The sequence below is a fragment of the Pseudomonas sp. B21-017 genome, assembly GCF_024749245.1.
Classification (GTDB): domain Bacteria; phylum Pseudomonadota; class Gammaproteobacteria; order Pseudomonadales; family Pseudomonadaceae; genus Aquipseudomonas.
In genome coordinates this window covers 4,317,774-4,330,064 of the sequence record NZ_CP087194.1, presented here as the reverse complement: position 1 = coordinate 4,330,064, position 12,291 = coordinate 4,317,774, and the positions used below count along the sequence as shown (strand labels likewise).

General features: G+C 60.5%; 10 protein-coding genes and 1 tRNA gene. 6 read left to right on the top strand and 5 right to left on the bottom strand.

The window, feature by feature from the left end; translation table 11 throughout:
- Window positions 1-24 precede the first annotated feature (24 nt).
- The 4 genes from LOY28_RS19550 to LOY28_RS19535 all read left to right on the top strand — a co-directional run bounded on the left by LOY28_RS19550 (window position 25) and on the right by LOY28_RS19535 (window position 3,535).
- A complete protein-coding gene (locus LOY28_RS19550; protein ID WP_002552737.1) occupies window positions 25-297 on the top strand; it encodes an HU family DNA-binding protein in 273 nt (90 codons plus the stop codon).
- 53 nt (window positions 298-350) lie between these two features.
- Window positions 351-427, top strand: a tRNA-Asp gene (locus tag LOY28_RS19545).
- A gap of 102 nt (window positions 428-529) precedes the next feature.
- Window positions 530-2,401 (top strand): SurA N-terminal domain-containing protein, encoded by a 1,872-nt coding sequence (locus tag LOY28_RS19540; RefSeq protein ID WP_019580009.1) that lies wholly within the window; start codon window positions 530-532, stop codon window positions 2,399-2,401.
- 282 nt (window positions 2,402-2,683) lie between these two features.
- On the top strand, window positions 2,684-3,535 hold the full coding sequence (locus LOY28_RS19535; RefSeq protein ID WP_258612391.1) for a DUF2242 domain-containing protein: 852 nt from the start codon (window positions 2,684-2,686) through the stop codon (window positions 3,533-3,535).
- Window positions 3,536-3,826: 291 nt separating this feature from the next.
- On the opposite strand, the gene LOY28_RS19530 is transcribed toward LOY28_RS19535, so the two are convergent.
- Entirely contained in the window at window positions 3,827-4,912 is a 1,086-nt protein-coding gene (locus LOY28_RS19530; protein WP_018925427.1) for an AraC family transcriptional regulator, read from the bottom strand.
- 3 nt (window positions 4,913-4,915) lie between these two features.
- Window positions 4,916-6,046, bottom strand: a complete 1,131-nt coding sequence (locus LOY28_RS19525; RefSeq protein WP_018925428.1) for a carbon-nitrogen hydrolase family protein — start codon at window positions 6,044-6,046, stop codon at window positions 4,916-4,918.
- 208 nt (window positions 6,047-6,254) lie between these two features.
- Between LOY28_RS19525 and LOY28_RS19520 the strand changes: the two genes are divergently transcribed.
- Together LOY28_RS19520 and LOY28_RS19515 are read left to right on the top strand one after the other, a co-directional pair.
- Window positions 6,255-8,294, top strand: coding sequence for an FAD-dependent oxidoreductase (locus tag LOY28_RS19520; RefSeq protein WP_086945068.1), 2,040 nt, complete (start codon window positions 6,255-6,257; stop codon window positions 8,292-8,294).
- Between the two features lie 202 nt (window positions 8,295-8,496).
- Window positions 8,497-9,429: a 1-aminocyclopropane-1-carboxylate deaminase/D-cysteine desulfhydrase gene (locus tag LOY28_RS19515; RefSeq protein WP_018925430.1), complete on the top strand. Its 933-nt coding sequence runs from the start codon at window positions 8,497-8,499 to the stop codon at window positions 9,427-9,429.
- On the opposite strand, the gene LOY28_RS19510 is transcribed toward LOY28_RS19515, so the two are convergent.
- The 3 genes from LOY28_RS19510 to LOY28_RS19500 form a co-directional block, all read right to left on the bottom strand.
- On the bottom strand, window positions 9,426-9,974 hold the full coding sequence (locus LOY28_RS19510) for a cytochrome b (RefSeq protein WP_018925431.1): 549 nt from the start codon (window positions 9,972-9,974) through the stop codon (window positions 9,426-9,428). The two genes, LOY28_RS19515 and LOY28_RS19510, sit on opposite strands and share 4 nt — an antisense overlap.
- A gap of 192 nt (window positions 9,975-10,166) precedes the next feature.
- Entirely contained in the window at window positions 10,167-10,994 is an 828-nt protein-coding gene (gene phnX, locus LOY28_RS19505) for a phosphonoacetaldehyde hydrolase (protein WP_018925432.1), read from the bottom strand.
- 118 nt (window positions 10,995-11,112) lie between these two features.
- Window positions 11,113-12,222 (bottom strand): 2-aminoethylphosphonate--pyruvate transaminase, encoded by a 1,110-nt coding sequence (locus LOY28_RS19500; protein WP_258612390.1) that lies wholly within the window; start codon window positions 12,220-12,222, stop codon window positions 11,113-11,115.
- Window positions 12,223-12,291 lie beyond the last annotated feature (69 nt).

The window sequence follows — 12,291 nt, the reverse complement described above, 5'->3', positions numbered from 1 at the left end:
CAAATAGATATAAGGGGACTTAGAGTGAACAAGTCGGAACTGATTGATGCTATCGCTGCATCCGCTGATATCCCGAAAGCTGCTGCTGGCCGTGCGCTGGACGCTGTAATCGAATCCGTCACTGGCGCTCTCAAGGCTGGTGATTCTGTTGTTCTGGTTGGTTTCGGTACTTTCTCCGTGACTGATCGTCCAGCTCGCATCGGTCGTAACCCACAGACCGGTAAGACGCTGGAAATCGCAGCAGCCAAAAAACCAGGTTTCAAAGCCGGTAAAGCACTGAAAGAAGCTGTCAACTAAGTTCGATTCAGGTTTTTGCCTATCCGGGTCGGGGTCATTCCTGACTTGGCAGCGGAGCGGTAGTTCAGTCGGTTAGAATACCGGCCTGTCACGCCGGGGGTCGCGGGTTCGAGTCCCGTCCGCTCCGCCAGTTACGAGAAGGCGCATCCTCGGATGCGCCTTTCTTCTATCCGGATTCTACCCACGCTCCACGGTTGCCTAATTTTGAAGTTCAACCGTTTCTGGGGGACGCATGCTGCAGAATATCAGGGACAATTCACAAGGCTGGATTGCCAAGACCATTATCGGGGTCATCGTTGCACTGATGGCTTTGACCGGTTTCGACGCTATTTTCAAGGCCACGACGCATAAAAATGACGCGGCCAAGGTCAACGGCGAAGAAATCAGCCAGAACGAGCTGAGCCAGGCGGTCGATATGCAACGCCGTCAGCTCATGCAACAGCTGGGCAAGGATTTCGATGCTTCCTTGCTCGACGAAAAAATGCTGCGCGAATCGGCCCTCAAAGGCCTGATCGATCGCAAACTGCTGCTGCAAGGCGCAGAAAAATCGAAATTCGCTTTCTCCGAAGCCGCTTTGGATCAGGTGATCCTGCAAACGCCTGAATTCCAGGTGGACGGCAAGTTCAGCCCCGAGCGTTTCGACCAGGTGATCCGTCAACTGGGCTACAGCCGTCTGCAATTCCGTCAGATGCTGGCTCAGGAAATGCTGATCGGTCAGCTGCGCGCTGGCCTGGCCGGTAGCGGTTTCGTCACCGATGCACAGGTGTTGGCCTTCGCCCGTCTGGAAAAACAGACCCGCGATTTCGCCACTGTGAACATCAAGGCAGACCCGGCGGCAGTGAAACTGACCGACGATGAGGTCAAGGCCTACTACGACGAACACGCCAAGGAGTTCATGACGCCGGATCAGGTGGTCATCGATTACCTCGAATTGAAGAAGGCATCTTTCTTCGATCAGGTCAGCGTCAAGGACGAAGACTTGCAAGCGGCGTATCAGAAAGAAACCGCGAACCTGTCCGAGCAACGCCGGGCTGCGCACATTCTGATCGAAGTGAACGACAAGGTGACCGAGGCGCAAGCCAAGGCCAAGATCGAAGAAGTTCAGGCGCGCCTGGCCAAAGGCGAGAGTTTCGAGGCCCTGGCCAAGGAGTTCTCTCAGGATCCTGGTTCGGCGAACAACGGCGGTGACCTCGGTTTTGCAGGTCCTGGCGTCTACGATCCAGCGTTTGAAAAAGCCCTGTATTCGTTGGCCAAGGATCAGGTCTCGGAGCCGGTTCGCACTGACTTCGGTTTCCACCTGATCAAGCTGTTGGGTGTCGAAGCGCCTGAAGTGCCAACGTTCGCCAGCCTGAAAGACAAGCTGACCCGCGAGTTGAAAACCCAGCAAGTCGAGCAGCGTTTCGTCGAAGCGACCAAGCAATTGGAAGACTCCTCGTTCGAGTCCTCTGATCTGGCCCAGCCGGCACAAGACCTGAAGCTGACCGTTCACACGTCCGCGCCATTCGGCCGTGAAGGTGGCGAAGGCGTTGCGGCCAATCGTGCCGTGGTGACCGCTGCATTCAGTCCTGAAGTGCTGGATGAGGGTGCCAACAGCACCGCCATCGAGCTGGATCCGGAAACCGTGATCGTGCTGCGCGCCAAGGAGCACCGCAAGCCTGAGCAACTGCCGCTGGAAAGCGTGGCTGCCAGCATCCGCGTGCAATTGACCAAGGAGCACGCCAGTGCCGCCGCCAAGACCAAGGCCGATCAACTGATCGCCAGCTTGCGTGATGGCAAGACCGCGCTGGACAAGGCGATCGATGGTCAGAACTGGAAAGTCACTGCAACCGCGACTCGCGCTCAGGAAGGGGTCGACCCAACCGTGCTGCAAGCGTTGTTCCGCATGCCCAAGCCAGTCTCCAAGGACAAGCCGACCTTCAGCAGCGTGACCCTGGCCGATGGTAGCCTGGTGGTCGTGCGTCTGAACGGCGTGAATGAAGGCGCTGCGCCGACCGAAGAAGAGAAGGCTCAATACCGTCGCTTCCTCGCCTCGCGCATTGGCCAGCAAGACTTCGCGGCCTACCGCAAGCTGCTGGAGCGTGAGGCTGAGATCAAGCGTTTCTGATGCCTGACTGAGTTTTTGCGCGACACAAAGGACCCCAGCCGAAAGGTTGGGGTTTTTTTATGGGGGAAACGAAAAGATCGCAGCCTGCGCTAGCGCTTTCAGGGAGGGGGCGCGGTCATCTTTAGGCGCTGCCACGGGCGGTGACCTTTTGATTTTTGCTCCGGCGGGACTTTCTCCCGAGATGATGGTCAATGAATCTGTAGCCGTTTTAGACAATCGTTGCTCCGCTAAGCATCGATCTGTTGCACAATACGCCTCGAACCGTTTTCCTCAGGATGTTCAATGTTTAAATCAATTCCCATGCGTGTTGTAGGGCTGGCCTTGGTGCTGGCCGCCGCTGCCGGTTGTTCGTCGAAGAAGGCCGCCATCTATGAGCATGAGAACTTCGACGACTCGGGAACGTTTTCGCGCAGCTACCCGGTGACCGATGCACAAACCTGCGAAGCCGCCCGTCGGGCCTTGCTTAGCCAGGGTTACATCATCACCAGCAGCGATCCGAAACTGGTCAGTGGGCACAAGAGCTTCCAGCAGACCGGCGAAACCCATATGGAGATCAGCTTCAGTGTGGTTTGTGCCGATGACGGCAGCGAGGGGCACCATGCGACCATGTTCGCCAACGCCCTGCAGGACCGATATGCGCTGAAAAAGACCAACAACTCCGCCAGCCTCGGCGTCGGCGTATTGGGCTCGGTATCGATGCCGATCGGCTCGTCCGATGATTCGATGGTCAAGGTCGCCAGTGAAACCGTGTCCTCGGCCAAGTTCTACGAGCGTTTCTTTACCCTGGTCGAACTGTTCCTGCCGCCGGAAGCGAAGAAGGCCGCGCACATTATCGAGAAGCCGAAAACCGAACTGGGGATGCCTGAAGCCAAGGCTGCGCCCGCTCAGTTGGCGCCAACCCCGGCACCGGCGGCAGAACCTGCACCTGCACCAGCGCCGGCAGCCGAGCCCGCACCTGCCGCCGCGCCTGCCACTTCGGAGCCTGTTGTGCCGCCTGCTGAAACAGCGCCGATTACCCCGGCCAAGAGCAGCGAGCCGACGTCGTCCACGGAAACGGTCACTCCAGTAGCGGACTCGAGCACGCTGCCGCCACCGACCGAGCCGATTTCGGCGATACCTGTCTCCGGCCAGTAATGGGCTTGCTTGTTATGGGGGCGGGTCAGACGATACCGCTCCCGTAACGTCCTTCAAGACTGATCCACATCAAGTCGGGCTGTATTCCCACAGTCCGTGTCGAAAAATCCAGTGATAAATTCCTGACCACCTGCTACGTTTTATTCAGTAGCGACGTAGTGTCGTACCCGCGTCATTTTTCTTTCATGCGGGCACTTTATGCTCAAGGCGTTGGTCATTTATTCAAGCGATTTTTTCAACAAGCGATGGGGGTTTAATAATGGACGATTATCAAGAAGAACTGCTCGAGTATCAGGCCTTTGAACTGGACCCGCTGGAACCGGCCGAAGACGCTACCGAGCTGTAATTACGCTGACTGCGGCGAAACTCGCCGGGCGTCTGGCCGTTCCAGCGTTTGAAAGCGCGCTGAAAGGCTTCGGCTGAGGCAAACCCCAGAAGATAGGCGATTTCGCCGAACGCCAGTTCAGTGTCGCGGATGTAGGTCATGGCCAGGTCACGACGTGTATCGTTGAGAATTGCACGAAATTGCGTGCCTTCCTCGGTGAGTTTGCGGCGCAAGGTCCAGGTTGGCAGCTTCAGGCGTGCCGCCACTTCTTCCAGGTCGGGTTCCCGGCCACCATTGAGCAACGGGCCCAGCAACTGAGTGATGCGTTCACGCAGGCTGCGGGTGCGTGTCAGTTGCTCAAGTTCCCGTTCACACAGTTGCAGCAGGTGCCGCCAGGTGCTCGGGCAGTGCTCCGGGTTGCGCTGGGCGAGGCTGTCCAGGCCCAGGCGCAGTTGATTCTGTTCGGCGCCAAACTGAATCGGACAGTCGCCGAGTACGGCATAGGCCTCAAGGTAATCCGGTGCGTCAAATTCGATCTCGATTCGTTCGGCGCGCAGTGGGGCAGGGCTCACGCTGGACAATTGCTGCAACCAGCCAGCGATGATCGAATCCACCACGAAGCGGTTGTAGGCGTTGTAGGGGCTGATCGAATAGAACCGCAGCCAGGCGCCTTGGGCGTCTTCGTGAAAGCTCGACTGGCCTCGATAGTTGGAGCCGTACAGCGCTTCGAAACGAATCAGGCAGCGCGCCGCTTCGCGCACGGTGGGAGCCTGGGCGGCGGTGACGCCGGCCAAGCCGGCCTGGCTCAGGCGACTGAGCTGGCCCATGCGCAAACCCAGCGCCGGGTCGTCGGTCAGTTGAATAGCGCCGTGGCCCAGGCGCATGTAGCGCGGGATCGACAGGCGGGCGCCGGCTTCGGCCAGTCGCGCGGCGTCGAGGCCGTACTGTTCCAGCAACGGTTGTGGGTCCAGGCCATGGCTGCGCACCGCGTCGGCCAGGCTATGGACGAAGCCCACCGACAGATCCCCGAGGCGCATCGGCTGCGGTTTCATCGCTTACAACCAGAGGTTCAGCAATTGCGCGCCGCGGGCATCGCTGTCGGCGAAATGCTGCCCGTTGCTGCTGAGGAAGCTTTGACCGGCGCTGCTCTTGTCCCAGAACTGACCGCGCAGGAACACACTCATGCCGGCGATGCTCTGGCTGGCCGGTGGTTGGGCGGTCAGCGTCAGCCGCTGCCAGGCCTGACCTTCGCTGAGTTCGCCGGCCTTGAGGCTGACAGAGCCCGGCGCGGGCAGGCCTCTATAGCCGCGCCATGGTTGATCCCAGGACCCACGCCCGACGACGAACGCCGGGACCGCCACCAGTTGCGCGCCTTGGGCGTCAAGTTTGCGGTAGTTGTCGGGGTACCAGCTGTCGCTGCCGATCAGCACGCCGAGGCGTCCGGCCGGGGTGTCGACGACGTTGACCGGATGATCGGAATTGCCTTGGAGCGTGCCACGTCCAGCGAACGTCGGGTGCACTTGTCGCTGGGGCTGGCCGATTGGCAGGCCGTCGCGACCGAACACCACGCTGCTGTTGTACAGCGCGCCGCGACCGATGTGCAGGGTGCCGTCGCTGACGCTCGGCTCGGGCAGCACGATGGAACCGGCCACCAGGGTCACGTGGAATTCTTTCGCCAGGCCACCGAACAGCGCCTGGTAATCCTTGGCCATGCGTTTGGCTTTCATCCGCAAGTGCGCGTCGTCGAGACGGTTGCTGCCTTCGGCGCTGATCAGGGCGCGGATGAACTGCAGCGGGTTGCTCACCGCCAGCCAGTTCATGGCTTCCTTGAGGGTGGTGGCCTGGTACAGCTCGTCTTTCTCGCCGCTGACCATCAGCCAGGTGCCGACATGTTCAGGCAGTACGACGATGGTTTTTTCATTCAGCAGGCCCTGGTCCTGGGCCTTCTGCAAATAGGCCGCGAGCTTGCGGTGCAGGCGTTCAGGGCTTTGATAGTCGGTGGGGAACAGCTCGGGCTGGATGCCCAGCAGATTGCCACGATCGGCGGGTGTGCCCTGATCGACCGCGAGATTGATGCGCAGGTCCGACAGGTAATGACCCACCGGACGGTCCGCGGCCCACATCGCGTAGGTCGTCAGAACGGCGATCAACGCCATGGAGAGGGTCAGGTACAGAAGTTTGCGCATGGAAAACAGTCAGCGGCCGTGTGCAGGGTTCGCGACTAGGGTAGGGCCCATGCCAGCGCTTGCCAAGGGGCGCTGCGCATTTGGATCAATAAGTTGTCAGTTACGGTCATTGAGTGACAGCGGTGCGACTCTTAGTCTGTCGAACATGACTGACGGGGGCCGAAGAGCTCCTGCAAATTTTCCGTGATCGCTCGTTGTGGAGTTACCGATGGCCGCCGCTCATTACCCGCACCTGTTGGCCCCGCTGGACCTGGGTTTTACCACGTTGCGCAACCGTACCCTGATGGGTTCGATGCACACGGGCCTCGAGGAAAAACCCGGCGGTTTCGAGCGCATGGCCGCGTACTTTGCCGAACGCGCCCGTGGCGGCGTAGGCCTGATGGTCACTGGCGGTATCGGCCCGAACGATGAGGGTGGGGTTTACTCGGGCGCGGCCAAGCTGACCTCCGATGAAGAAGCGCTCAAACACCGGATCGTCACCCGCGCGGTGCATGAGGCGGGCGGCAAGATCTGCATGCAGATCCTGCATGCCGGGCGTTATGCCTACAGCCCGAAACAGGTGGCGCCGAGCGCGATCCAGGCGCCGATCAACCCGTTCAAGCCTAAAGAGCTGGACGAGGAAGGCATCGAGAAGCAGATCAGCGATTTCGTTACCTGCTCGACCCTGGCGCAAAAAGCCGAGTACGACGGCGTCGAGATCATGGGTTCCGAAGGTTATTTCATTAACCAGTTCCTCGCGGCCCACACCAACCATCGCACTGACCGCTGGGGAGGTGTCTACGAAAACCGCATGCGCCTGCCGGTGGAAATCGTCCGTCGGGTGCGCGAAGCGGTCGGCCCGAACTTCATCATTATCTTCCGCCTGTCGATGCTCGACCTGGTGGAAGGCGGTAGCACCTGGGAAGAAATCGTGCAGTTAGCCAAGGCCATCGAGCAGGCGGGCGCAACCATCATCAACACCGGCATCGGCTGGCACGAAGCGCGGATTCCGACCATAGCCACCAAGGTGCCCCGTGCAGCGTTCAGCAAGGTCACGGCGAAACTGCGTGGTTCGGTGAGTATTCCGCTGATCACCACTAACCGCATCAACACCCCGGAAGTCGCCGAGCAGATCCTGGCCGAAGGCGATGCCGACATGGTGTCGATGGCGCGGCCGTTCCTCGCCGACCCGGACTTCGTCAACAAGGCGGCGGCCGGCCGTGGCGATGAAATCAATACCTGCATCGGTTGCAACCAGGCTTGCCTGGATCACACGTTCGGCGGCAAGTTGACCAGTTGCCTGGTGAACCCGCGGGCCTGCCATGAAACCGAACTCAATTACCTGCCGGTGCAGCAGATCAAGAAAATCGCCGTGGTTGGCGCCGGTCCCGCGGGGCTGTCCGCCGCCACCGTGGCCGCCGAGCGCGGTCATCAGGTGACGCTGTTCGATTCGGCCAGCGAAATCGGCGGCCAGTTCAACATCGCCAAGCGCGTGCCGGGCAAGGAAGAGTTCTTCGAAACCCTGCGCTACTTCAACCGCAAGTTGCAGACCAGCAACGTCGAGCTGTGCCTGAACACCCGTGTGGACGTGGCACAGCTGGTCGAGGGCGGTTACGACGAAATCATCCTCGCTACCGGCATCGCGCCGCGGGTGCCGGCGATTCCGGGTGTCGAGCACGCCAAGGTGCTGAGCTACCTGGACGTGATCCTCGAGCGTAAACCGGTGGGCAAACGCGTCGCGGTAATCGGCGCTGGCGGTATCGGTTTCGACGTGTCGGAATTCCTCGTGCACGAAGGCGTGGCCACCAGTCAGGACCGCGACGCGTTCTGGAAGGAGTGGGGTATCGATACGCACCTTGAAGCACGTGGCGGTGTCGCGGGCATCAAGGCTGCGCCGCATGCGCCGGCCCGCGAAGTATTCCTGCTGCAACGCAAGACCTCCAAGGTCGGTGATGGCCTGGGCAAGACCACCGGCTGGATTCACCGCACCGGTCTGAAGAACAAAAAGGTGCAAATGCTCAACAGCGTCGAGTACCTGAAGATCGACGACGAAGGCCTGCACATCCGCATCGGCGAAAGCGGCGAACCGCAGGTGCTGCCGGTGGACAACATCGTGATCTGCGCCGGGCAGGATCCATTGCGCGAGTTGCACGACGGTCTGGTTGCGGCCGGGCAGAACGTGCACTTGATCGGCGGCGCGGACGTGGCGGCGGAGCTGGATGCCAAGCGTGCGATCAACCAGGGTTCGCGGTTGGCGGCTGAACTCTAACGTTCGCAGCTATCCCTTGTAGCAGCTGGCGCAGCCTGCGTTCGGCTGCGCAGCAGTCGCAAAATCAGCCATCGCGGTATTCCAGGTAAACCGAGGTGTCAGGATTGACGACTGCTTCGCAGCCGAACGCAGCCTTCGGCAGCTGCTACAGGGTTCGTGCTGGCTGATAGACTCCTGTTTTTCGTCAGAACGTAACGCATCAATGCTTTTTCCTCCTGCCGACTGGCTCCCCCAAGCCCCTCTCGAACCCCTTCACCTCGACTGGCTCACCACCGCCGGCATCGACGTTGCCATCCTGCGTCTGGACCAGATCGACCCGCTGATCAGCGGCAACAAGTGGTTCAAACTCATCGAACACCTGAAAGCCGCCGACCAGAACGGCGCCCAAGGCATCATCAGCCTGGGCGGTGCTCACTCCAACCATCTCCACGCATTGGCCGCCGCAGGCAAGCGCTTCGGGTTCACCACGGTCGGTTTGCTGCGCGGGCATCCGCAAGACACCCCGACAGTAAAGGACTTGCAGGCGTTCGGCATGCAGTTGCACTGGCTGGGTTATGGCGGTTATCGAGCGCGGCATGAGCCGGGTTTCTGGCAGCCGTGGCGGGCGCAGTATCCCGAGCTGCAACCGGTGCCGGAAGGTGGTGGTGGCTTGCGTGGGGCGAAGGGCTGCATGCAGCTGGTGACGCAGGCCCGCGAGCAACTGAGTGGTCTGGGCTGGAGCCATTACGACGGCTGGTGGCTGGCCTGCGGAACGGGCACGACCCTGGCCGGTCTGGTGCTGGCCGAGGCGGGTGAACACCCGGTGTATGGCGCGCTGGCGGTGCCCGATGATCATGGCGTGGCGCAGCAGGTCGAGATGATCGGGCGGGAAGCCGGTTGGGTCGATCCCTTGTATGAACTACTGGACGCCAGCCGTGGCGGTTTTGCCAAAGTCGATCCGCAGCTGCTTGCATTCATCGAGCAGACCGAACAGGCCAGCGGCATTCTTTTCGAGCCGCTGTACACCGGCAAAGCGCTCATGGCTCTCAAGCAACAAGTCGAAGCTGGTAAATTTCCCCAAGGCACGCGCCTGATCTTCATCCACACCGGCGGCTTGCAGGGCCGCCGGGGTTTCGAGCAAAGCGGTCGCGATTAACCGCGTTTGGGCATCATCCGCAGCAAGGTGTTATCGCGCACCACATAGTGGTGGTAAATCCCGGCCACCGCGTGCAACCCGATCAGCCAATAACCGATGGTGGCGCCGAGCTCATGCCAGCCTTGGAACTGCTTGGCCAGCGGTTTGTTTTCTTCGATCAGCAATGGCAAGTCGACGCCATAGAACATCACCCGATGCCCTTCGGCGCTGGTAGTCAGCCAACCCAGAACCGGCACGGTGATCATGAAAATATACAGTGCCCAATGCATCAGCCTGGCAACCACGGTTTGCCAGCGAGGGGAGGCGGGGAATATCTGCGGTGCCGGCCCCAGGCTGCGGGCGAACAGCCGCAACCAGACCAGCACGAACACGGTCAGGCCGAGCATGAAGTGCGCTTCCTTGATCAGCGTTCGGCCGCCACTGCCTTTGGGAAAGATCCCGCGAAATTCGATACAGGCGTAGACCAGTATTAACAGAACCAGCATCAACCAGTGCAGCGCGATCGATACGGTGCTGTAGCGTGATTCGGAATTCTTCCAGGGCATACGGTGTTTCCTCACAATTCTGGTCTGAAGTCACCGTTCTTGTTCGACGGCGTGCACTAACTGTAATCCTGTTTCGCAGGATTTGCCCGAGGCAAATGGGCCGCTCAATGCTCTAAATCAAGTGATCGACCACAAAAAAGCGCCAGTTCCATCCAAGGAACTGGCGCTTTTATTATGAGGCGAGGGGTGCGATCAGTTGGCTTGCGGCATCTCGCCGTTGGCCAGGCGCTTGTTGATGTCGGCGATCACCTCGGGCAAGTCGGTGATGGTGTCGATCATGTAGTGCGGTCGCGAGCCTTCGAACAGGGCATGAATGCGCTTGCGTTCGCTGGCCAGTTGGTCGCTGCTTAGCGCGCGATAACCTTCGTAGTCCAGACCCAGCGCGTTACCGGAGCAGATCAACGCCACGGTCCACATGCCGGCACGGCGACCTTCGAGAATGCCCGGCACCGTGTCGTCGATCTTCACGCAGGCCGCGACGTCGTCGATGCCCAGCGCAATCACATTGGCCAGGGCCTGAGCGGGCCATGGGCGGCCGTTGGGCACTTCGTCAGTGGCGACCACGTGATCGGCGACGTAGCCGTTGGTGGCGGCCAGTTCTACCACTTTGTCCATGACTTGTTTCGGGTAGCCGGAGCACGAGCCGATCTTGATCCCTTGCTGACGCAGGTTGGTGATGGTGTCCAGGGCGCCCGGAATCAGTGCCGAGTGTTCGGCGATTTTTTCGATCTGCAGCGGCATGAAACGTTGGTAGATGGCGGTGACGTCGTCGTCGGTCGGCGTGCGGCCGAACACCCGGCGATAACGCTCGGCAACTGGTGGCTGATTGCACAGGGTGCGGATGTGGTCCCACTTGCCCATGCCCATCGGCCCACGGGCTTCTTCGATGGAAACCTGGACGTCGAACTCGGCGAAGGCTTCGACGAAAATCTGCGTCGGGGCGATGGAGCCGAAGTCGACCACGGTGCCGGCCCAGTCGAGGATGGCGGCTTGCAGTTTGGTTGGGTTTACATAGTTCATGTCTCTGATCTCTGTAGGAGCGAGGCTTGCCCGCGAAGAACGATTACAGGGTTTAACTGACGCACCGTGTCGTCTGCATTCGCGGGCAAGCCTCGCTCCTACAGGGAACAGTGGTGGTTTAGATTTCGATGACTTCCATCTCGCGCAGCACCTCGGCCACGGCCGCCACCGCTGCGTGCATTTCGGCCTGGTTGACGTGGCCGATGCAGCCGACCCGGAACGTTTCGACCTGGGTCAGTTTGCCGGGGTAGAGGATGAAACCCTTGGCCTTGACCCGTTCGTAGAATTTCTTGAACTGGTAGCGCGGGTCTTTCGGCGCGTGGAAGGTGACGATGATCGGCGCCTGGATCGCGGCGGGCAGGAAGCTGCGCAGGCCCAGTTTGGCCATGTCATCGAGCAGCACCTGGCAGTTGTTGGTGTAGCGTTGATGCCGCGCCGGCAAACCACCTTCTTCGTTGTATTGCAGCAAGGCTTCGTGCAGCGCCGCGACCACGTGGGTCGGCGGGGTGAAACGCCATTGACCGGTCTTGGCCATGTAGCTGTGCTGATCGAACAAGTCCATCGCCAGCGAGTGCGAGTTGCCGGCGGCGTTCGCCAGCGCTTCTTTGCGAGCGAAGACGAAACCCATCCCCGGCACGCCCTCCAGGCATTTGCCCGAGGCGGCGATCAGGGCGTCGAACGGCACCTGTTGCGCATCGATCGGCAGGGCGCCAAACGAGCTCATGGCGTCGATGATCAGGCGTTTGCCGTGCTGCTCGATGACGTGGGCGATTTCCGCCAGCGGGTTGAGGATGCCGGTGCTGGTTTCGCAGTGAATCAAGGCGACGTGGGTGATGCTGGCGTCGGCCTGCAGCAGGCGGTCGACGTCGGCGGTGGTGATCGGTTCGTCTTCGGCGGTTTCGAAGGTGCTGAACGAACGGCCAAGCACTTCGCAGATCTTCGCCAGGCGTTTGCCGTAGGCGCCGTTGATCAGCACCAGGACTTTGCCGTCCCGGGGCACCAGCGTGCCGATCGCCGCTTCGACCGCGAACGTGCCGCTGCCTTGCAGGGGCACGCAGTGGTGGCTGTCGCCGGCGTTGATGATCACCAGCAATTTCTCGCATAGGCTGGCGGTCAATTGGTTGAAGCGGTCATCCCATGAACCCCAGTCGACCATCATCGCCTGACGGGTACGTTGCGATGTGGTCAATGGGCCGGGGGTGAGCAGGATGGGCTCGGCAGTACGCATTCTTGTGTCCTTGCAAAAGCTCAGTGGGATGAAACTACGGGGCATAAATTGCAATTCGGCGTGCTATCA